We start from the raw sequence: 21111 nt of genomic DNA, 5'->3' as shown, positions 1-21111 counted from the left end.
TACCCCCGACCAGGGACATTTCGCCGTGCGCTAGCGATCGAAACGAGTGAACGGGTCGATCTGCCCTCGACGAGCAAAGAGGCCTCTTTCGCGCAGGAGGGCGGCGAGTTCCAGAACGCGCCCCACGGCCCGCTCTTCAAACAGAGCGTCCCCCGAGGCGTCGGATCGGCCACTCCGATATCCTATATACGCGTCGGACAGCTCCATCTCGAAGTCCATCATACGCAGCGCGGAGTGGGCGCACGTCACGAGGGCCGACGAGCCGAACGGGTCGCCGCCCCCGCCAATAGTAAGCACAAGCACGGGACGACGGCGATCAACGGGGAGGGCAGGCCACGCCTTCAGCACATAACGCCGAGCCCAGAGGAACTGCAGGCGATCGAAAAGGGCCTTGAGCTGGGCCGGCGGTCCCGCGAAATACAGGGGCGCCACCAGCACGAGCGCGTCAAGGCCATCGAGCCAGGAGATGAGGTCGAGAAGCGTGCTGCGCGGCGCCGTACGGGATCCGCGCTCCCCCGCGAATAGCACGCACGTACCCGTATGCGCGCAGGCGTTGCACCCCCGGCAGCCCGCAATCTCAAAATCAGCTAGCAGGCGCACCGACACGTCAAAGCCGGCCGTCTGAAGCTCCGGAGCCAGAACCGCTCGCGCCAGATGTGCGCAGTTGCCCCGGTGCGGCGATCCTGCAAGCACTCCAACACGCAGGCGCTCGTCCTGCCTGGCTTCGGCAACAGAGAGGCCGTTACCCGCGACGCCCGCCACGGCTTACGCGCCCTCGGCAGCTGAGCCGGCAAGGCGCTCGGCCTCCACCGCCGCTGCGCACGCTTCGCCGCGCACATCTTGCGCCAGAGCGTCGGCAGGCAGCGCGAACCCTGCCCGCACGTCAAACAGGGTCCGTGCGTTGGCGGCGTATGTCGCGCACTGCCACGCCACATCCTCGCCGCGGGCCTCGGCACGCAGGCGCGTCAGGAAGTCGACCGTCACGGCCGTATGCGCTGGCTCGCACGGCGTCCCGCGCAGAGGAACGGGCGCCATATACGGAGCGTCCGTCTCGGTGACAATGCACTCCGCGGGGCACTCCCTCATGGCCTGGCGCGTGGGCTCGCAGCTCGCGAAGCTCACGGCACCGCCGATACCAAACGAGCAGCCCAGGTCAAGGAAGCGGCGTAGCTCCTCGGGGCCCAGGTCAAAGCAGTGCAGCACGGCACCAGACGTCGGAATGCCCACCCGCGACAGCAGCTCATAGGCATCGTCGTGCGCCTCGCGTATGTGCAGCGAGACGGGGGCATCGAGCTCGCACGCAAGTCGGAGCTGCTGCTCAAAAACGCGCTGCTGAACATCGCGCGGCGAGAGGTCGTAGTGGTAGTCCAGGCCGATCTCGCCGATACCGCAGCAGAGCGGATCCGCCAGCAACTCCCGTATCGCCGCGCGCGCCTCGCCATCGAACAGGCGGGCGTTGTGAGGATGGCACCCGGGCAGCATCCGGACGCGGGGTGCGGAAAGCTCGGACAGCCCCCACGCGTCGAGCACGGCGCGAGCCTGCACCTGCCAGTCAGCAAGCTGCGCGAACAGGGACTGCGGGTCACACGCGTCATCGGTTGGGTCGACAACCGTCACGATGAAGTCGAGGCCCGCCAGTGCCGCACGAGCCAGCGCAATCGCCGGGTGGATGGCGCGCAGGCTCGTGAGGTGCGTATGGCTGTCAGAGATAGGGCCGACAGGCTCGGGGCAGGCAAACGGCGCGCCCTTCTTCGTCGCGAAGAACGTCGTCGGCTCGGGACACGTCGGGATGTCGAACGGCTGGCCATAAAACCCCGAGGTAGTGGGGATCGCCGGCATGTCCGTCGCTTCCATATCCGCATGCTCGGGCTCGGCCTCGCGGCTCTCCGACATTCGCGTTGCCCCCTCTCGTCCTATCGGCCCCATCCGCCCCAGCTTCCTACGCCTGCGCAGGCACAGCATCACCGACGGCGGGCAGCTTGCTCATGTCGAGGCGCGGGAAGAGCGGATCGCCCTTCTCCACGGCCTCGCCGCCGGCGAACTGGCCCCACACGCACGCGGCCTCGAGGTCGTGCGTCGGCTCCGTCGCAAGGCCCATGCGGCGCATGACCTCGGCCGACGTGCCCGGCGTGATCGGCCACAGCAGCGTGGCGATGATACGGATGGCCTCGCACAGCCCCCACATGACGAACTGCAGCTCGTCAGCCTTGACGGCATCGTCGGCAGCCGCCTTTGAAAGCGCCCACGGGGCCATGTCCTCGATGTAGTGGTTGGCGACGGCGGCCAGCTCCACAACAACCTTCGCGGCGACCTGATAGTCAAAGCCGGACATCGCTGCGGCATAGCGCTCATAGATGCCGGCAGCCACCTGGGCAAGTGGGCTCTCGCGCTCGGCATACCCCTCGCCTCGCGCCGGCGCCTTGCCGTCAAAGTACTTGATAGCCATGTTGAGCGTACGGCTCACAAGGTTACCCCAGCTGTTGGCAAGATCGGCGTTGTAAACCTGCGCCATGCGGTCGAAGCTGATGGCTCCGTCCTGGCCGTGCGTCACGTCCGTCATAAAGTAGTAGCGGTAGCCCTCGACACCCAGCAGGTCAACGACCTGCTGCGGAAAGATGGAGTTGCCACGGCTCTTCGACATCTTCTCGGCCTTGCCGTCAGCGCCACGCACCAGCAGGAAGCCGTGAGCAAGCACGTGCTCCGTCACGGGCAGGCCCGCCGCCATGAGCATGGCAGGCCAGATGACGCAGTGGAAGCGAATGATGTCCTTGCCGACGACATGCTGCTGGGCAGGCCAGCGCTTGGCGAACTCATCGGCCTGATCGGGGTCGCCGTAGCCCACGGCAGTCAAGTAGTTGATGAGCGCGTCGAACCACACGTATGTAACGTGCTTCTCGTCAAACGGCAGCGGGATGCCCCAGTCAAACGTCGTGCGCGTCACCGAGAGGTCCTTGAGGCCACCCTCGACAAACGAGATGACCTCGTTGCGGCGCGTCTCAGGCTGGATGAAGTCGGGATGGGATGCGTAGAAGTCGAGCAGCGGCTGCTGGAACTCCGAGAGCTTGAAAAACCAGCTCTCCTCGGAGATGCGCTCGAGCGGGCGGTGGCAGTCGGGGCACAGCGGGTGCTCGGGATCGGCGTCGTCGCCCTCGTTGGCGTGGCGCACGTCCGTCTCCGTGAAATACGTCTCGTCAGGCACGCAGTACCAGCCCTCGTAGGCGCCCTTGTAGATGTAGCCTTTGTCCTTGAGGACCTCCCAGAAGTGCTGCACGGCGCGCTCGTGACGGGGCTGCGTCGTACGAATGAAGTCGTCATTCGTGACCTCAAGCTGGCTCCACAGCTCCTGGAACGGCGGCGCCATGAAGTCGCACCACTGCTGAGGCGTCATGTTGTGCGCGGCGGCAGAGTCAGCAACCTTCTGGCCGTGCTCGTCGAGGCCCGTGAGGAAGTGCACGTCATAGCCGTCCATGCGACGGAAGCGCGCCTGCGTGTCACAGACGATCGTGGAGTACGCCGTGCCCAGGTGCGGGGCAGCGTTCACGTAATAGATGGGCGTGGTGATGTAGTACGAGCCCTTGGGCGCCGCAGAGGCGCCGGTGCAGCCGCAGTCACAGGTCATGGGTGCATCCCTTTCCGCAAATCCACAGGTCAATCTCAGTGCGCCCCGCACGTGCCGCCCAGCACAATCACGGACGGCCGAGACGCAACCACCGGCTTTCAAGAGGCGTCCATCGTATCATCAGGGCACCCCGACAAACGTTCCCCCGGGCCACGCCCCCATGGGCACGACGCAAAAAGCGAAGAGCGTAACGCGGCGCGACGTTCGCCCCTATGCTTCCCTCGCAAGTTCCTGAATGCGGTCGTAGACCTGACCGCGCGACAGCGGGCAGCGCGTCGCAAGCTCGCGCGCCAGAGCGCTCTTGGGCGTCCCCGCTTCCAGGCCCTCCCGGATGGCGGCATCGAGGTCAAACGAGGCGCCCATTGGCTCTGCCATCGCAAGCTCGTCATCGCCCGGGGCGTCGATAACAAGCACGACCTCGCCCTTGAGCTCGCGCGCTGAAATGAGCTCAGCAAGAGCCGGCGCCGCGTCACGCACGACTTCCTGGTGGAGCTTCGTCAGCTCGCGCGCCATGGCGGCACGACGCCCCGGAAACGCCCGCGCGATCGCCGCGAGGCTTGCCGCCGTACGGTGCGGCGACTCGTAGAACACAAGCACGGCCGGCAACGCCCGCAGACTCGCGAGCAGGCGATCGCGCTCGCCATCACGACGCGGCAAAAAGCCCCCGAAGTAGAACCGCTCGCACGCAAAGCCCGCCGCCGCAATGGCACACGTCACGGCAGAGGGGCCGGGAACGACGTCGACAGGGACGCCCGCGTCGCGACAGGCATCAACGAGACGAGCACCAGGGTCCGCCACGGCCGGCATGCCAGCGTCACTCACAAGCGCGATGCGCTCGCCCGCCGCCATGCGCTCGACAAGCCCAGCCGCCCGCGCGCCAATGACGTTCTCGTCACAGCGCTCGAGTCGGGCGCTCAAGCCGCACGCCGCCAACAGTTTGCCCGTGACGCGCGTGTCCTCGGCAAGCACGACATCGGCCTGTTCGAGCGCGGCGCGGGCGCGCGGCGAAATGTCCCCCAGGTTGCCTATGGGCGTGCCCACGAGTGTGAGACCGCCCGCCCGTTCGTCTCTCTCCATACCCCACCTGCCATATCTTCCGGCCGTCGCTTCGCGTCCGTAAGTATATCCACGGCGCCGTTCTCCATCCCCACCACAATTGTGGCGATTCGTACGCCGCTGTCAAGAAATCGTGCTATACTCAGAAACGAACACAGGTTCGGCATACATTCGTACGGCACTGCATCCGTCCACCGGGCGCTCAACCCCCGCAAAACGCCCGCACACAGCCCCTACACAGCGGGGGGAACGAAACAGTGGTATGAAACCGTGAACATCGACCGAGGAGAAGCGGAGGCATCGTGGGCATGATCTGGTTCCTCATCGTCTTTCCGCTCGTCGCGGCGGGGCTCTGCCTCGTCGTGAGGGAGCGCAGGGCGCGTGAGATCATCGTATGCGCGGCAGCCGTCGTCATCGCCATCGCCAGCATCGCCTTTGCGGGCGGACACCTCACAGGAGGCAGCACACTGTCGTACGGCTATCACAACGAGGCCCTGAGCTGGCTCTTCCTCGTCATCGAGCTCGCGCTGTGCGCCTACGTCATGTGGCGCTCCCTCTCGGCAAAGCGGCACGCCATATTCGCGCTCGCCTGCATCCAGGCGCTGCTCGTGTGCGTGCTCGAGTTCGGCGTCGTCGGGAACGTGCACGTGCGCAGCGCCGTCAGCGTCGACACGCTCTCTGCCATCATGGTGCTCGTCATCGGCATCATCGGCAGCGGCATCTGCGTATACGCCTGCGGATATATGCACGACTTCCAGGCGCACCAGGACGAGCTCGCCCAGACCGGCGAGCCGCACGCCACGGACCGCCAGCCCGTGTTCTTCGCCGTCATGCTCGCATTCCTTTCCGCCATGTTCGGCATCGTATTCTTCAACGACCTCGCTTGGATGCTGTGCGCCTGGGAGGTCACGACCGTCTGCTCGTTCTACCTCATCGGCTACACGCGCACCGAAGAAGCCACGGCAAACGCATTCCGCCAGATCTGGATGAACATGATCGGCGGCATCTCCTTCACGCTCGCGCTCATATTCATGGGCACGTCGCTGGGCGTCATCGAACTCGACCGCTTCGTCAACGCCGGCCTGCTCGCTCCCAACGTCGCCATGCTCCCGCTCGCCCTGCTCGCGCTGGCAGCGCTTACGAAAGCCGCCCAGATGCCGTTCCACACGTGGCTGCTCGGCGCCATGGTCGCCCCCACGCCCACGAGTGCCCTGCTGCACTCGTCGACGATGGTGAAGGCGGGCGTGTTCCTGCTCATCAAGCTCTCCCCGCTCATGGGCACGTTCGTGAATGACCTGCCCCGACTGGGTATCAACCCCGTCGGCCTGGGCGTCATGCTTGTCGGTGCCACGACGTTCCTGCTGTGCTCGCTCATCGCCATCAGCCAGAGCAACGCCAAGCGTGTGCTCGCGTACTCGACGATCGCCAACCTCGGCCTCATCGTGGCGTGCGCCGGCATCGGCACGGCAGCGGCCATCTGGGCGGCAACGTTCCTGCTCGTCTTCCACGCCGCCGCCAAGTCTCTGCTCTTCCTGTGCGTGGGCACGGCCGAGCACCACATCGGCAGCCGCGACATCGAGAGCATGGACGCGCTCGTCTCCCGCATGCCCCGGCTCACGTGCCTCATGGCGCTGGGCATCTGCGGCATGTTCGTCGCGCCTTTCGGCATGCTCATCTCCAAGTGGGCAGCCCTGTCCGCCTTCGTGAACTCCGGCGTGCTCGTCATCGTCATCATGCTGGCGTTCGGCTCGGCCGCCACGTTCTTCTTCTGGGCCAAGTGGCTCACGAAGATCCTCGGCGGCATGCGCAGCGCCAACAACGTCGAGGCTGGAATCCACCGCACGGAATGGGTCGCGCTCGGCGTCATGGCCGCGCTCGTCGTGCTGTGCTCCATATTCCTTCCGCTCATCTCCAGCGACGTCGTGTCCCCATACGCCGCGCAGCTCGTCGGCGGCCGCCTGCGCGAGCCCTCGGGTGCCGACCTGGTCGTCATGGCTGTCATGGCCGTCATCATGGTCGCCATCCCGGCCGTGTTCGCCCTGCGCGGCAAGACGCTCGCCAAGCAGGCGGGCATGCAGGAGCACCAGGTCATGATGGGCGGCGTCGGCATCGACGGTTCGTCGTTCTCCGGCTCGCTCGGTGCGCCCGTCTCCTGCGAGCAGCGCAACTGGTATCTCGATGACCTCTTCAGCGAGAAGCGCATCGGGCTCGTCGGCACCATCCTGTGCGCCCTCATCGCCGGCATGGCCATAGCCTGCGCCCTGGGCGAGACCCTCGTGTTCATGGGGAGCGTGATGTAAATGACGTGGCTCGGCATTCTGCTCGGCATCGTCTTCGTGGTTGGCGCCCCTATCGCGGGCTGCCTCATCGCCGGCATCGACCGCATCATCTCTGCGCGCATGCAGGGCCGCCAGGGCCCCGTGCTGCTGCAGCCGTACTATGACGTGCGCAAACTGTTGGAGAAGGACTGGCGCGCCAACGACCTCGCCCAGCTCATGCTGCTGGTGCTTGGGCTGCTCTCCACAGTTGTCGCCTGCTTCGTGTTCTTCTCGGGCGGCAGCTTCCTGCTGTGCGTCTTCCTCGTCACGCTGTCAAGCCTGCTCTACGTGCTTGCGGCGTCCGTCATTCCGTCGCCGTATGTCCAGACGGGCGTGCAGCGCGAGATCCTGCAGGTCATGTGCTACGAGCCGATGGTCCTGCTCGTCGGCGTGGGACTGTACCTGTTCAGCGGCTCGTTCGACGTGTCCGCCCTGAGCCACGGAGACGTTCCCATGGTCGTATGGCAGCCGCTCATCTTCCTGGGTCTGCTGTTCGTCCTGACGATCAAGCTGCACAAGTCCCCGTTCGACATCGCGTCGAGCCACCACGCCCACCAGGAGATCGTGCGCGGCGCCACGACGGAGATGAGCGGCCTGTCCCTGGCCATCATCGAGGTCACGCACTGGTACGAGACCGTCATCTTCCTCGGCTGGGTTGGCATGTTCTTCCTGACGGCCAGCCCGCTGTCCGTGCTTCTTGCCCTCATCATGATCGCCGTCGTCTACTTCCTCGAGATCTGGGTAGACAACACGTTCGCCCGCATGAAGTGGCAGAAGATGCTCGCAGGGTCATGGATCGTCGCCGCAGCGGCCGGCCTCGTCAACTTCGCGCTGTTCTACTTCATCAACAGCAACGGCGTCGTCTTTTTCTAGGGAGGTGCCCATGTCGATTCTCGACACGCTTGCCGCCAAGCTGGGCGGCACATCGTTCGCCCGCAAGTCCCCGTGGCTCATCCACTACGACGCCGCAAGCTGCAACGGCTGCGACATCGAGGTGCTCACGAGCCTCACCCCGCTCTACGACGTGGAGCGCTTCGGCATCGTCAACACCGGCAACCCGCGCCATGCCGACTTGTTCCTCGTGACTGGCTCTGTCAACGAGCAGTGTGCACCCGTCATCAAGCAGATCTACGATCAGATGGTCGAGCCCAAGGTCGTCATCGCTTGCGGTATCTGCGCCTGCTCGGGCGGCGTCTTCAGGGAGTGCTACAACACGCTCGGCGGCATCGACCAGGTCATCCCCGTCGACGTCTACGCCCCGGGCTGCGCCGTGCGTCCCGAAGCCATCATCGACGCCGTCGTGCGCGGACTCGATATCCTCGAGCAGAAGCGCGCCGCACTCGCCCAGGGGCTCCCTGTCCCCGTGCCGGCAATGCCCGGCGACGCCGAGCCCGTCCGCGTACTCCACACGCCCGCAGTCAACGGTACGCTCCAGCAGGTCGGCACCGCACCGAGCGACCCCCAGCCGGCAGATGCGAGCGATGCGTCCCCGACCCCGGAGGCGCCCCAAACACCGGCCGCACCTCCCGTTCGACCCGTCGCCCCCGCGCAGCACGACCCCGCCGTTGCAACCACAAAGGAGCCGCTAGCATGAGCGAGCAGCAGGTGTTTGTAGAGATCCCCCTCGCCGAGCTGCTTGGCCAGGCGTCTCAGATGAAGGGGCAGGGCTGGCGCTTCGTACAGTGCCACGCGACACGTGGCACCGGAGTCGAGGCGACACCCGAGCAGGAACCTGCGACCGAGTCCGATGGGCCTGCCATGATCCCCACGTTCGAGCTCACGTACTCGTTTTCCAACGACGCCACCCGCGAGCTTCTGAATTACCGCGTCAACATCACGCAGGACCAGGCAGTCCCCAGCGTCAGCGTCCTGTTCCCAACAGCGTTTATGTTCGAGAACGAGATGCACGACCTGTTCGGCATCAACGTCGAGGGCATCTCCATCGACTTCCAGGGCGGCTTCTACCACCTGCACTACCCCGCGCCCATGGCGCAGACACCGGAGAAAGCCGCCCGCAAGGCAGCACCCGCCAAAAAACCCGCAGGTGCCGAGCCTGCGCCCGACGCGAACTAGAAAGGAGGACCACCCGTGGGACAGACGACCATCATCCCCTTCGGCCCGCAGCACCCCGTCCTGCCCGAGCCCGTCCACCTGGACCTGGTCCTTCAGGACGAGCGCGTCATCGACGCCATCCCCCAGGTCGGTTTCATCCACCGCGGCCTGGAAAAACTCGTCGAAAAGCGTGACTACCAGCGTTTTGTCTACGTCGCCGAGCGCATCTGCGGCATCTGCAGCTTCGGCCACTCCATGGGCTACTGCCAAGCCGTCGAGGCCCTCATGGGCATCGAGGTACCAGCGCGCGCCCAATACCTGCGCGTCATCCTCCACGAGCTGTCGCGCATCCACAGCCACCTGCTCTGGATGGGACTCGCCGCCGACGCGTTCGGCTTCGAAAGCCTGTTCATGCACTGCTTCCGACTGCGCGAGCGTATCCTCAACATCTTCGAGCGCACGACGGGCGGCCGCGTCATCCTCTCCATGTCCACGCCCGGCGGCATTTTCAAGGACATCGAGAACACGGAGCTGCGCACCATCGTCTCCGAGCTCACGACGCTGCGTGACGAGTACGAGCAGATCGCGGCGACGTTCCTCGAGGACACGTCCGTGCGTAGCCGCCTTGTCGGCGTGGGGCATCTAAGCAAGGAGCAGGCACTCGAGTACGGAGCCGTCGGCCCGTTCGCGCGGGCCTCGGGCGTCAACAACGACGTTCGCCTCATCGGCGAGGGCGCCTACGGCGAGTTGACGGACTTCGCGCCCATCCTCGACGACCAGGGTGACTGCTACGCGCGCTGCAAGGTGCGCGTGCAGGAGGTGCCCCAGTCCATCGACATCATCGCCCAGCTCGTCGCCAAGATGCCCGAAGGCGACATCCGCACGCCCGTCAAGGGCAATCCCCTCGAGGGCTCGCAGGCCGCCGTGCGCGTCGAGCAACCCCGCGGAGAGGCGTTCTACTACGTCAAGGGTAACGGCACGAAGTTCCTCGAGCGCTTCCGCGTGCGCACGCCCACGTCCACGAACATCCCCGGCATGGTCATGGCGCTGCGCGGCTGCGACCTTGCCGACGTGCCCAACATCATCTTGACCATCGACCCGTGCATCAGCTGCGGCGAGCGATAGAAGGGAGCTGACCGATGGGCGAATTCAAGCTAGGGCGCATGACGCTGCGCAGCCTCTTCTCCAAGCCGGCCACCGAGGCCTACCCCGCGCAGCCCCGCACGTTCTACGAGCAGACGAAGGGGCACGTCGTCATCGATCCTGAGCAGTGCCGCTACGATGGCAGCTGCGCCGTGCTGTGCCCCACCGGCGCCATCGAGGTCGACCGCCACGCGCTCACGTGGGCCATCAACCGCTTCCAGTGCGTGCAGTGCCGCAACTGCATCAACGTCTGCGTCGAACACGCCCTGTCCATGGACAATACCTACGCCCCCGGTGGCACGACGAAGCACATCGACGTGTTCTCCCTGAGCGACGAGGGGCGCGCCGCCCGGCAGAAAGCCGAGGAGGAGCGCCGCGCCCGCGCCGCCAAGCTTCGCGAGCAGGCAGCCGCCAAGAAGAAGGCCTCCGCCGCTGCGGGCGCTACAGGCCAGAGCCCCGAGGCTCCCGGAACGGTCCACCCGGCAGAGCCCTCCTCCGCAGCACCGGTGGCAAGCGAAGGATAGCCACCCGCCCGCTGCTCCACGCCGCCAAGGCGTCGGCGACCAAGACCGATCGCCTGTTCCCGGTCGCCAGTGCGCACCAGCTTTTGACGGCCATCGTTGCATCACGTATAGGCGGAGCGAGAAGAGCGATCATCCCCTTCTCGCTCCGTCGTCTCTTTCGAGGCCCGTCGCCATCCCCCCGCCATAGAGAATGCGCGACACGACAGCGAGGCATACGGCGAGAGACGCCGCCTTGTGCCATAATCTCGCAGCATACGAACCCCGTCACCGCATCACGCACAAGGGAGCGCCGCATGTCCGAACCCATCGCCACCGCCACCGACACGCCCGTCATCGATCGCCCGCACTTCCCCAAGCGCGCCATCGTGACGGCGGGCATGCCCTACGGCAACAAGGACCTGCACTTCGGCCACATCAGCGGCGTGTTCGTACCCGCTGACTTCTACGCCCGCTTCCTGCGCGACCGCATCGGCGCACGCAACGTCGTGTTCGTCTCCGGCACCGACTGCTACGGCTCGCCCATCATGGAGGGCTTCCGCAAGAAGGTCGAGGGCGAGGGCTACGCCGGCTCCATCACCGACTACGTCGAGGAGAACCACGAGCGCCAGGCCAAGGCCCTGCGCGCCTACAACATCTCGCTCGATCTGTTCGCGGGCAGCGCCCTCGACCCCGCCCGTGAGTTCCACGCCGCGCTTACGGACTGCGTCATCCGCCGTCTGCACGAGCGCGGCGTGCTCACGTTACGCGCCACGAAGCAGTTCTACGACCCGCAGGCCCAAACGTTCCTCAACGGCCGCCAGGTGCTCGGCCACTGCCCCGTCGAGGGCTGCAAGTCCGAGAAGGCCTATGCCGACGAGTGCGACCTGGGCCACCAGTTCGAGCCCGAGGACCTCATCAAGCCCGTCTCTCAGCTCACCGGTTGCACGCCCGAGCTGCGCCCCGTGAGCAACTGGTACTTCGACCTGCCCGCTTATCGCGACTTCATCGCCAGCGAGGTCACGCGCCAGGAGGGCGATGACCGCGTGCGCCCCATCGTGACGACGACCGTCGCCGAGTGGCTGCTGCCGCCCGTCATCTACGTCAAGAACAGCCTGCGCGAAGCCTACGAGGCCGTCGCCAACCAGCTGCCTCCTCACACAGCGGCGCCCGTGGAGGGCAAGGAGTCGTTTGCGCTGACGTTCGAGGACTGGCAGGCGCGCGACCGTGCCCATGAACTGCTCGCCAGCGCCGGAATCAACCTGCGCACGGGCAAGACGTTGCTGCCGTTCCGCATCACGGGCAACATCGACTGGGGCGTGCCTGCCCCCGACATCGACGGCCAGGAAGGCCTCACCACCTGGTGCTGGCCCGAGTCGCTGTGGGCACCTATCTCGTTCACGCAGACGGTACTCGCCAGTGACGCCGAGCGCGGCGCGGCACGCTACGCCTCGGACGACTGGCGCGACTGGTGGTGCTCGCCCGAGGCCGCCCAGTTCCAGTTCATCGGGCAGGACAACATCTACTTCTACTGCGTTGCACAGCCTGCTCTGTGGGAAGCACTCGACTGGGGCCTCGACCAGAGCGTACCCGTCGCCAACCACCACATCCTGTTCATGGGGAAGAAGGCGTCGAGCTCCGGCGCCGTCAAGCCGCCCATGGCCCACGAGCTGCTCGACTACTACATGCCCGAGCAGCTGCGCGCCCACTGGCTGAGCCTGGGCCTCGGCGAGCGCCCCGCGAGCTTCTCGCCCAAGCCGCTCGACCCCAAGACAAAGGACAACCCCGGCGTGCCCGACCCCGCGCTCAAGGAGTCGGCACTGCTCACGAACGTCTTCAACCGCCTGGCGCGCTCCTGCTTCTACGGTGCCGCCCAGACGTGCGAGCTGCACCTGCCGGCAGGCTCTGCGGCCCCCGAGGTCGTCGAAGAAGCGAGCAAGGCCATCCTGGCGTTTGAGCAGTGCATGTACGTGCTCGACTTCCCCGGTGCCATGCGCGTGGCCGAGGAGCTCATCCGCTCGGCGAACAAGCGCTGGAGCGACGCCAGCAAGGAGGCGAAGAACGCCGGCGACGACGCGGCGTACATCGCAGCCCTGCGCGACGCATTCCACTCGCTGCGCGCTGCCACCCTGCTCATGCACCCCGCCGTGCCCCAGGGCTGCGAGATGGTGTGCGACTACTTCGGCTTCGACCAGGACTCGTTCTTCAGCTGGGACAACGCCCTGCTCACGCTCGACGAGCTCACGGAGAAACTCGGCGAGGCTCCCGGCGAGCACCTCGTGAAGGAGCTGCCGCCCCGCACGGACTTCTTCGAGAGGCACCCGAGCCAGTTCAAGAAGTAGAGCCCCATGCGAGAGATTGCCCTGCCCGTTGCCCGCATCGCCATTCCGCTGCTATACGTTGCCGGCTTCTATGCCTGCACGTTCTTTTTGCCCACGCAGGTCGCGTCGCTCGTCATGGGCCTGCTGTTCGTCGGTTCGTGCGCCTGGTTCTTTGCCAGCATGCGCATGGCCGACGAACGGCGGGCCGATCACCTAGCACTGCAGGGCTTCATCATCAAAGCGCTGACGCTGCCGCTTGAGGTGCTCGTCATCATGGTGTATGCCACGTTGCTAACCATGGGCTCTTACGAGGTGCAGGTCGGCACGTGGGTCATCCTGCTCGCCCTACTCTACCTGGGCATTCTCGGCGGTTCGGTCCATGTCATCGGCGCGGCACGAGAGGCGTGCGAAGCCCACGTTATCTCGCTCGGCTGGTCACGCGCGCTCACGGTCTGCGCCCTCATACCCGTGGCCGATCTGGCTGCCGGCATATTTCTGTGGTTCGTTCTTCTGGGAAAGCGTCTCGCCGACAAAAAGTAAATAGGCCTCTGCTGTGGCATAGCTTGCTTATGGCATGTATACTACATGTATAGTGCATGAAAAGTTGCACTCCACAGACAAGGAGGCCATCCATGCCAGCCCTGCAGGTGCGCGATTTTCCCGAGGACCTCTACGAGGATCTTCGCGCAAAAGCCAAGGAGAACCACCGCAGCATCACCCAAGAGACCATCGTCGCGGTGAAGCAATATCTGCTCTCCGGGAATACGTTCAAACTTCTTGATCTTGAGGAGGGCGCCAAGGAAGGGGCGTCCGATGACAAGCAGAAAGCGCCACAAAACAGTTACTACACGATCCAGTACAGCGCATGTCACGTAAAGGACCTCCCCGAACACAGTCGGAAGCGGCGCCAGGCGGAAGTTCTTGCCACTCTGAGGGCACAGCCCATCGTCATTGATCCCAAAGACTTTCCCAGCTCCGTTGAACTCGTGCGGGAGGATCGTGATAACCGATGATCGTTTTGGACTGTAGCGCCCTGATCGATATCGTTCGGCATACACCGAATGGCGCGCTCCTCATCGAGCGCATCACCACCGGTGAGCCCATCATCAGCTCCTCGCTTATCCACGCAGAGCTGCCGAGCGCCCTTCGGAAATATGTACGCGCCGGACTTATGAGCAAACGTGAAGCTCTAGCAAAAATGGAGCTCGCAAGCACCCTCATAGATACATACGCCGGCATCGCACAAGATCGCACCGAGGCCTTCGCCGAGTCGCTGAGGCTCGATCACTCCCCGTACGACATGTTCTACTTCGTGCTCGCCCGGCACAACGCTGCCACGCTCGTCACGCTCGACAGGGCGCTCGCCAACCTGTGCAAGCAGGAAGGCGTCGACTGCCTCGGCCCCGACGAGCTCGCCGCCGACAACGTCCTGTTCATGTCGAACGCGCCCAGCGAAGAGGACGCTCCCTCGTCCACCGACGATCCCGGGCCAACCCAAGAGTAGGCGCCACGCCAGCTAGGGGCGGGATGCACGGGCAAATCTCACCATCCCGCGCCCCGTCCCCTAGCGCTCGTCACGCAGTCGCTGCAGCAAACGCACGTTCACTTCGTCCTTTTCGGGCATCTCCCCCGGCATCTCCACGACAACGTTCACGTGACTCAGCTCGGGTCTGCGCACCATGTCAGCAAAGCCGTCAAGACCGACGCAGCCCCGGCCGATCCACTCGTGGCGGTCTTTGCGCGACCCCCGCTCGTACTTGCAGTCGTTGGCGTGGATCCAACGCAGGCGAGCCAGGCCGCCAGTACCCCCAGCCAGCCCACAGAGCCCATCAATCTCCCCCAACAGCTCATCCCAGCCTGCATGCGAAGAGAGGTCGTACCCGGCCGCCCAGGCGTGGCACGTATCGATGCAGATGCCTGCCTCGGCGTCAGGCCGACCGAGCTCCGCCAGCTCGCGCAGAATGGCCGCAAGCTCCCCGACGGTCGTGCCATACGTGTCACCAGCACCCGCCGTGTCCTCGAACACGACCGGCAGCTCGTTGACCTGCGGGCCTGCCATCTCCGCGGCGAGTCCGCGCGCCTCGACGACCACGTGCGCGATACGGCCCGCGACCTCCTCGCGCGGCAGCTCCTTCGACGAGCCGGTATGCACGTTGAGCGCCGCAGCACCCATCGCATGGGCGCGCACGATCTCGCCGGCAAACGAGTCGCGCGACTTCGCCAGCTGCTCGGGATTGTCAGACGCCAGGTTGATGAGGTAGCCCGCGTGCACGAGCATCGGCGGGCACGCAGGATCAGCCCCGGGCGCGCGCAGGGCCTCAAGCTGGCGCAGCACCTTCTCAGGCGCCGGCGGCACGGCGTACGAGCGCGGAGAGCAGCTGAACACCTGCACGCACTCGCAGCCGACCTGCGCGGCATACGCAGCCATCTTGCGGTAGTCCCCCATCGTCGGGACGTGAGCTCCGATCAGCATGGGCCCCTCCCCTCGCTCACTGTTGGGCAGAGCGAGACTCTACCAGGTTGAGAACGTCATCTTTGCAATGGATGCCCATCTTTTGGTAGATGTGGGCAACGTGCGCCTTTGCCGTACCACGCGTCGTGCCGATCTCGTCGGCTATGAACGCGCTAGAATACCCTTGCGCGAGCATCTCGAACACCTCGCGCTCGCGCGGCGACAAGTTGAACTCCCTCGCAATACCCGCGTAGAGCCGCTCGCGACGCTCTTCGCCTTCGCGTGTCACACGATCACTGAACGCGCTCTCCTGATGGACGCCCACGAGCTGCGCCAACGAGAATGCCGCCGTCGGCATCAACACGCAGAACACGACAAGCAGAGACGTCTGCACGAAGTCAGGCGATAGGACGTCGCGCCACACATCACTTCCGACCGCGTGGCACAGCGTCAACCCCACCAGCAACGAAACCGCGATGGCAACCTTGTCAACAAGCGAGATGTCGAGCTCACTCAGGCCAAAGCGCTCCTTGAGGTCGGAGAGCTGCACGGAAGAGAGCGTCTGCCACGCCAGCCACACGTCAACGATGAGCACAACCATCAGAGAAGACAGGCCGCTATGCGCAAAGGGCAGGCACAGAGCCATGGCGGCAACGAACACGAGCGCCGGGAGAATCGTGTAGAGCGGCACGTCGGATCGCACGGCCATCACGGCAGCTACGACGATTCCCGCAAGCGTAAACGCGAGCAGCGCGCCGTCCATCTCAAGCGCGACAGATGCGCCGACCAGCGCGGGGAAGAAGCCCAGGGCAATCCCATACGCAAGGCGCTGCACCACGAACGCGACGACAGCGCGAATAGGCCGCGGTCGCTGGCGGCGGCCACAGTTGCGCAGGGTGACCCTGCCGTTCAGCATGATGGCGGACGATGCTATCGTGCAGCCGCACATCAGCCACGAGAGGCGAGCGAAATCCGAAATCGCCATGCCCACCAGGATAAGCGTAACGGCCATAAACGCCGCGCTCGTCACGTTGACGGCCGCCAAGTGCTTCTCAAGCGATGCGAAGGCCAAGCCCCATAGCACCATGCAAGATGCGAGCGTGAAGTAGTCGAGGCAGCACACGATGAGCGAACCGGCGATCCCCATCGGGGCCCGCGCGAGGTCACAGACGAGCACGACAGTCGCCGAAACGATGGCGATGACGGCGATAGGCACCCGCGCACCGCTAACGCCGCGCCGACGACACAGCAGATAGGCGAGGATGACCCACGCCAGCATGAAGCAGTTCGCCACCACGGGCCAGGCGGGCCCAATCGCCGACGCATACACGGGCGTCATCTCCATGATCCTGAACGCGTAGGCCGCCCAGTACAGGCTCGCCCCCACCGCAAGCCATACCTCCACGCCTTTTCGCTGCCCCACGGCGAAGCCTCCCCCTTCGGACTTCCGAAACCGCAATGGAGCGCCCTGCGGTCCCGGCCCCATCTCACGGGGACAGCCGTGAGGCGTCCAAGCAGCAGTTTATCTGTCTATACCCCAAAGGCTTAGCCTCTGGTTCCCCGATCGACAGGCGGCATAACCCTTTTGAGAAATGGTTCTTGCCCGAGAAATCGTGATGATTGGTAGCGGCGATGCGATGCAGAGCAACGGGCCGGAGGGGGAACCCGGCTCGCCCGTCGTCGCGCCCGCACGGCGAACACGCCCGTGCAAGTCATCTCACAGGGAAAAGGGGACACACATGGAACGGAAGCTCACGGCACTCGGCTCGTCACTCTCCAGGCGTCAGGTCATCGGCGGAGCGCTCGCCGCAGCGGCGACCGCCTCGCTGTTCAGCCTTAACAGTCGCGCATTCGCCTCCGACAAGGCCGGCGCCTCCGCGGCCGCCGACGGCACCTACGAGGCGACGAAGCCAGGTATGAACGCCGGCATCACCGTCTCCGTCACCATTACCGACGGAAAGATTGCCGACGTGCAGGTCACAAGTCACGAGGAGACGAGGGGCATCGGCGGCCCGCTTGCTGACAAGAACGGCACGGTCGTCACCGAGGTCGGCGCCTCGCCCGTCGAGCTCATCCCGCAGCTCATCGTCGAGAACAACTCGCTGGCCGTCGATATGGTCACCGGCGCGACCATCACCTCAGCCTCCATCGTTTCCGCCGTCAAGGACTGCATCGAACAGGCAGGCGGCAACCCCGACGACTTCGCCGCAGAGGTCAGCTATCCCACTCGCGAGGACACCACGGCAGACGTCGTGGTCGTCGGTGGCGGCGGTGCAGGCCTCGCGGCGGCCATCGTGGCAGCCCAGCAGGGCAAGAACGTCGTCATCCTCGAGAAGAACGGCGAGTGCGGCGGCGACACGCTCGTGTGCGGCGCCATCTACAACTGCCCCGACGAGGCCCTGCAGTCCGTCGTCGAGATGACGGACGCCGTCAAGACGACCATCGAGAAGGCGCTCGAGATGACGAGCGACGATCCCGACAAGCAGAAGGCGCTCGAGGAGATGCAGGCCCCCGTCAGGGAGCAGTGGGAGGAGTACAAGGCCTCCGGCCGCACCGACCTGTTCGACACGAAGGAGTGGTACGCCCTCCAGACGTGGATCAACGGCGACATGGTGGCCAACCCCGAGCTCGTCAAGGTGCTCACGTACAACGCCTACGACGGTCTGCAGTGGCTCGAGGACGTCGACATGGAGTTCGCCGACTCGATCAGCCAGGGTGCCGGCTCCCTGTGGCAGCGCACGCACACCTCCAAGATGCAGATGGGCACCGGTTTCATCAGCACGTACAGCGCACAGCTCGGCAAGTTCGCTGACCAGATTGCGGTGTACACCGAAGCTACCGGCACGGAGCTCGTCGTCGAGGACGGCAAGGTCGTCGGCGTCGTCGCCACGGACAACCACAGCGGATCGACGTTCACGGTCAGCGCGACCGACGGCGTCATCCTCTCCACGGGCGGCTTTGCAGCCAACAGCAAGATGGTGCAGGAGAACAACGACACCGGCAAGTGGCCGGACCTTTCCGACACCGCCTCGACGAACCGCTTCACCTGCTCGCAGGGCGACGGCATCACGATGGCGAAGGCCGTCGGCGCCTCCACGACGGACATGGATCAGATTCAGTTGCTTTACCTGGGCAACCTCGTAGATGACCAGCTGACGAAGTATCCACCGCGCTGCGCAAACGGCGTCGACCAGCTCATCTTCGTCAACAAGAATGGCGAGCGCTTCGTGCAGGAGGACGGGCGCCGCGACCAGATCTGCCTCGCAGTCATCGAGCAGCCCGGCGCCTACTTCTACATGCTTGAGTCCGGCGACGGTGCGGGCTACGTCGACATCAAGAGCCCCGAGTGGCAGAGCGCCGACGGTTTCTCGTTCCAGTATCTCGAGGAGAACGGCTACATCGTGTGGGACGACACGCTCGAGGGCCTGGCCGGCAAGCTCGAGATGGATCCAGCGACGCTGCAAGCAACCGTTGATGCGTTCAACGCCGCCGTCGACGCGGGTAGCGACGAGTTCGGGCGCACGCTGTTCTCCACGAAGCTCGAGAACGGCCCGTGGGTGGTGACGGGACGCCAGGCGTGCGTGCACCACACGATGGGCGGCCTGACGATCGACACGGAGGCTCGTGTCCTCGACGAGTCCGGTGCCCCGATCGCGGGCCTGTACGCAGCCGGCGAGGTCACGGGCGGCATTCACGGTGGCAACCGCCTCGGCGGCAACGCGGTTGTCGACACCGTCGTGTTCGGCAAGCTCTCCGCCGACACGCTCGTCGCCGATCACAAGTAAGTCTCGACCGGCCTTTGTAGGCTGGCGGCACGCACGCGGCCCCGCGTCGTCTGGCTCGCCCGATGACGCGGGGCCGCGCTTTAGTATTGGCGCAGGTGAGGGCTCGTGCGCAGGCGCCTGCGGATCATGGCCGCCACGCCCGGGAGGCGACGCGTCCCCCGACAAAGCGAGCGATCCCCAGCCCGAGAAACTGCCGCCCACACGCCATCGCCGCTCCGCAGGCGCCCGCGACAGCAGTCGCCGACGCCTCTTCGCACGGGAAGGCGTCGAATCTGGACGAGAATCCGGGTCGTGTATGCCCCCACAGGCCCACGCCGCCTCGTCCGACGTCGGGAGCAGCGGTAGCCTGGAGGGATGCGGCCCTCTGTCCCGTCTCGCGGAGAAGAGGCCATACACGGCTCGGATTCCTGGCCAGTTTTCCCCGCTCGGCGTACAGAGGGGCCGCGCCCGGCAGGGTCATCGGCCGATCACCCCACTCGCGAGTAAGACCTCAGCGCCTCCGTTCGCGGGCCAAAGTGCACCGCCCGACTTTTCGCATTACGTGGAGGCCGCGCTCCGCACCCGCGGACACTTCCCTGGCATACTTTATCGTGCTAGAGTACGCGAGCAACGTTCCTGCCTCGCCCGGGCACACGCCTGGGCAGCACGTGAGAGGAGGTGGCTTGCATGCGCATCGTCAACTTCAATGCGGGGCCCGCGGCTCTGCCCGAAAGTGTGTTGCGCACCGCCGCCTCCGAGATGCTCGACTACCACGGCTGCGGCATGTCCGTCATGGAGATGAGCCACCGCAGCGCCGCCTTCAAGGACATCATCGAGACAGCCGAGGCCGACCTGCGCGTGCTGGCAGGCATACCGGACACCTACCGCGTCCTGTTCATGCAGGGCGGTGGTACGGGCCAGTTCGCCGCCGTCCCCCTCAACCTCATGCGCCACGGCGTTGCAGACTACATCGTTTCGGGCCGCTGGGCGCTCAAGGCTCAGGAGGAGGCCGCCAAGTACGGCGAGGCCCGCATCGTCGCAACGTCAAAGGACACCGGCTACGACCGCATCCCCGACTGCGCCAGCCTGACCCTGGACACCGGCGCCGACTACGTCTACCTCTGCCAGAACGAGACCGTCAACGGCACGGCCTTCCGCGAGCTTCCCGACACAGGCGGCACTCCCCTCGTGGCCGACGTCAGCTCGTGTCTGCTGTCCGAGCCCATGGACGTCACGCGCTACGGTCTGTTCTATGGCGGCGTGCAGAAAAACGTGGGTCCCGCCGGCGTCGTCATCGTCGTCGTGCGCGACGACCTCGTGACCGAGCCGCTGCCCATCTGCCCCACCGTGCTCTCCTACCAGGTCGCTGCCAAGAACGGCTCGCTGTACAACACGCCTCCGTGCTGGAACATCTACGTGTGCGGTCTCGTCTTCAAGTGGCTGCGCGAACAGGGCGGCCTCGAGGAGATCGGCGCCCGCAACCACGAGAAGGCAGCGCTGCTCTACGACCGCCTCGACGCCAGCGCGCTCTTCCACGGCACGGCCCAGCGCGGGAGTCGCTCATTCATGAACGTGACGTTCACGACCGGCAACGCCGAACTCGACGCCGCCTTCGTGGCCGGCGCCGCCCAGCAGGGCATGACGGGCCTCAAGGGCCACCGCAGCGTCGGCGGCATGCGCGCGAGCCTCTATAACGCCGTCGCGCTTGACGGCGTGCGCCAGCTCGTCAGCTATATGGACGCGTTCGAGAAGGAGCATGCCGGCGAGAGCCAGCACGAGAATCCTTCCTGCTCGTCTTCCTCTCAGTCTATCTAGCCGGTGCCCCGGCCCGCGACGCCCGCGCCTTCTCGGCACGGCAACCCCGCGCAGGCACGGCACCGGCGCCT

Annotated in this window: 16 protein-coding genes and 1 pseudogene; 11 read left to right on the top strand and 6 right to left on the bottom strand. The window is 65.5% G+C overall.

Annotated elements, in window-relative coordinates:
* Window positions 1-30: 30 nt before the first annotated feature.
* The 4 genes from KHZ24_06955 to rsmI form a co-directional block, all read right to left on the bottom strand.
* On the bottom strand, window positions 31-762 hold the full coding sequence (locus KHZ24_06955; protein MBS5450936.1) for a flavodoxin family protein: 732 nt from the start codon (window positions 760-762) through the stop codon (window positions 31-33).
* 3 nt (window positions 763-765) lie between these two features.
* Complete coding sequence (locus tag KHZ24_06950; protein MBS5450935.1) at window positions 766-1893, bottom strand: TatD family hydrolase; 1128 nt, start codon at window positions 1891-1893, stop codon at window positions 766-768.
* Between the two features lie 46 nt (window positions 1894-1939).
* Window positions 1940-3619 carry a methionine--tRNA ligase gene (gene metG / locus KHZ24_06945; protein ID MBS5450934.1) on the bottom strand — a complete coding sequence of 560 codons (1680 nt, stop codon included), beginning with the start codon at window positions 3617-3619 and terminating at the stop codon, window positions 1940-1942.
* 210 nt (window positions 3620-3829) lie between these two features.
* Window positions 3830-4696: a 16S rRNA (cytidine(1402)-2'-O)-methyltransferase gene (rsmI, locus tag KHZ24_06940; GenBank protein MBS5450933.1), complete on the bottom strand. Its 867-nt coding sequence runs from the start codon at window positions 4694-4696 to the stop codon at window positions 3830-3832.
* A 281-nt stretch (window positions 4697-4977) separates the two neighbouring features.
* Between rsmI and KHZ24_06935 the strand changes: the two are divergent.
* The 9 genes and pseudogenes from KHZ24_06935 (at window position 4978) to KHZ24_06895 (ending at window position 14513) form a co-directional block, all read left to right on the top strand.
* Window positions 4978-7866 (top strand): annotated as a pseudogene (locus KHZ24_06935) (NADH-quinone oxidoreductase subunit H).
* Window positions 7867-7876: 10 nt separating this feature from the next.
* Window positions 7877-8587: an NADH-quinone oxidoreductase subunit NuoB gene (gene nuoB / locus KHZ24_06930; GenBank protein ID MBS5450932.1), complete on the top strand. Its 711-nt coding sequence runs from the start codon at window positions 7877-7879 to the stop codon at window positions 8585-8587.
* A gap of 59 nt (window positions 8588-8646) precedes the next feature.
* Window positions 8647-9066, top strand: a complete 420-nt coding sequence (locus KHZ24_06925) for an NADH-quinone oxidoreductase subunit C (GenBank protein MBS5450931.1) — start codon at window positions 8647-8649, stop codon at window positions 9064-9066.
* A 15-nt stretch (window positions 9067-9081) separates the two neighbouring features.
* Window positions 9082-10170 (top strand): nickel-dependent hydrogenase large subunit, encoded by a 1089-nt coding sequence (locus KHZ24_06920; protein ID MBS5450930.1) that lies wholly within the window; start codon window positions 9082-9084, stop codon window positions 10168-10170.
* 14 nt (window positions 10171-10184) lie between these two features.
* Complete coding sequence (locus KHZ24_06915; GenBank protein MBS5450929.1) at window positions 10185-10712, top strand: 4Fe-4S binding protein; 528 nt, start codon at window positions 10185-10187, stop codon at window positions 10710-10712.
* A gap of 293 nt (window positions 10713-11005) precedes the next feature.
* Window positions 11006-13030, top strand: a complete 2025-nt coding sequence (locus KHZ24_06910) for a class I tRNA ligase family protein (GenBank protein ID MBS5450928.1) — start codon at window positions 11006-11008, stop codon at window positions 13028-13030.
* A gap of 6 nt (window positions 13031-13036) precedes the next feature.
* Window positions 13037-13549, top strand: a complete 513-nt coding sequence (locus KHZ24_06905) for a hypothetical protein (protein ID MBS5450927.1) — start codon at window positions 13037-13039, stop codon at window positions 13547-13549.
* A gap of 92 nt (window positions 13550-13641) precedes the next feature.
* Window positions 13642-14022: a hypothetical protein gene (locus KHZ24_06900; GenBank protein ID MBS5450926.1), complete on the top strand. Its 381-nt coding sequence runs from the start codon at window positions 13642-13644 to the stop codon at window positions 14020-14022.
* Window positions 14019-14513 carry a type II toxin-antitoxin system VapC family toxin gene (locus tag KHZ24_06895; protein MBS5450925.1) on the top strand — a complete coding sequence of 165 codons (495 nt, stop codon included), beginning with the start codon at window positions 14019-14021 and terminating at the stop codon, window positions 14511-14513. Before KHZ24_06900 ends, KHZ24_06895 begins: the two co-directional genes overlap by 4 nt.
* 60 nt (window positions 14514-14573) lie before the next feature.
* Here the strand turns inward: KHZ24_06895 and KHZ24_06890 are convergent, their stop codons facing one another.
* Both KHZ24_06890 and KHZ24_06885 read right to left on the bottom strand, forming a co-directional pair.
* Entirely contained in the window at window positions 14574-15482 is a 909-nt protein-coding gene (locus KHZ24_06890) for a deoxyribonuclease IV (GenBank protein MBS5450924.1), read from the bottom strand.
* 16 nt (window positions 15483-15498) lie between these two features.
* Complete coding sequence (locus tag KHZ24_06885; GenBank protein ID MBS5450923.1) at window positions 15499-16884, bottom strand: helix-turn-helix transcriptional regulator; 1386 nt, start codon at window positions 16882-16884, stop codon at window positions 15499-15501.
* 316 nt (window positions 16885-17200) lie between these two features.
* On the opposite strand from KHZ24_06885, the gene KHZ24_06880 reads away from it, so the two are divergent.
* Window positions 17201-19246 carry an FAD-dependent oxidoreductase gene (locus KHZ24_06880; GenBank protein ID MBS5450922.1) on the top strand — a complete coding sequence of 682 codons (2046 nt, stop codon included), beginning with the start codon at window positions 17201-17203 and terminating at the stop codon, window positions 19244-19246.
* Between the two features lie 666 nt (window positions 19247-19912).
* Window positions 19913-21040, top strand: a complete 1128-nt coding sequence (serC, locus tag KHZ24_06875; GenBank protein MBS5450921.1) for a 3-phosphoserine/phosphohydroxythreonine transaminase — start codon at window positions 19913-19915, stop codon at window positions 21038-21040.
* Window positions 21041-21111 lie beyond the last annotated feature (71 nt).

This window comes from Coriobacteriia bacterium (genome assembly GCA_018368455.1).
GTDB lineage: Bacteria > Actinomycetota > Coriobacteriia > Coriobacteriales > UMGS124 > JAGZEG01.
This window is presented reverse-complemented; position numbering and strand designations above follow the sequence as displayed.

Bases quoted from the DNA above. Each gene is read 5' to 3' on its own strand.
- KHZ24_06950 (MBS5450935.1), bottom strand. From the start codon at position 1,893: ATGTCGGAGAGCCGCGAGGCCGAGCCCGAGCATGCGGATATGGAAGCG.
- metG (MBS5450934.1), bottom strand. From the start codon at position 3,619: ATGACCTGTGACTGCGGCTGCACCGGCGCCTCTGCGGCGCCCAAGGGC.
- rsmI (MBS5450933.1), bottom strand. From the start codon at position 4,696: ATGGAGAGAGACGAACGGGCGGGCGGTCTCACACTCGTGGGCACGCCC.
- nuoB (MBS5450932.1), top strand. From the start codon at position 7,877: ATGTCGATTCTCGACACGCTTGCCGCCAAGCTGGGCGGCACATCGTTC.
- KHZ24_06925 (MBS5450931.1), top strand. From the start codon at position 8,647: ATGAAGGGGCAGGGCTGGCGCTTCGTACAGTGCCACGCGACACGTGGC.
- KHZ24_06915 (MBS5450929.1), top strand. From the start codon at position 10,185: ATGGGCGAATTCAAGCTAGGGCGCATGACGCTGCGCAGCCTCTTCTCC.
- KHZ24_06910 (MBS5450928.1), top strand. From the start codon at position 11,006: ATGTCCGAACCCATCGCCACCGCCACCGACACGCCCGTCATCGATCGC.
- KHZ24_06905 (MBS5450927.1), top strand. From the start codon at position 13,037: ATGCGAGAGATTGCCCTGCCCGTTGCCCGCATCGCCATTCCGCTGCTA.
- KHZ24_06900 (MBS5450926.1), top strand. From the start codon at position 13,642: ATGCCAGCCCTGCAGGTGCGCGATTTTCCCGAGGACCTCTACGAGGAT.
- KHZ24_06895 (MBS5450925.1), top strand. From the start codon at position 14,019: ATGATCGTTTTGGACTGTAGCGCCCTGATCGATATCGTTCGGCATACA.
- KHZ24_06890 (MBS5450924.1), bottom strand. From the start codon at position 15,482: ATGCTGATCGGAGCTCACGTCCCGACGATGGGGGACTACCGCAAGATG.
- KHZ24_06880 (MBS5450922.1), top strand. From the start codon at position 17,201: ATGGAACGGAAGCTCACGGCACTCGGCTCGTCACTCTCCAGGCGTCAG.
- serC (MBS5450921.1), top strand. From the start codon at position 19,913: ATGCGCATCGTCAACTTCAATGCGGGGCCCGCGGCTCTGCCCGAAAGT.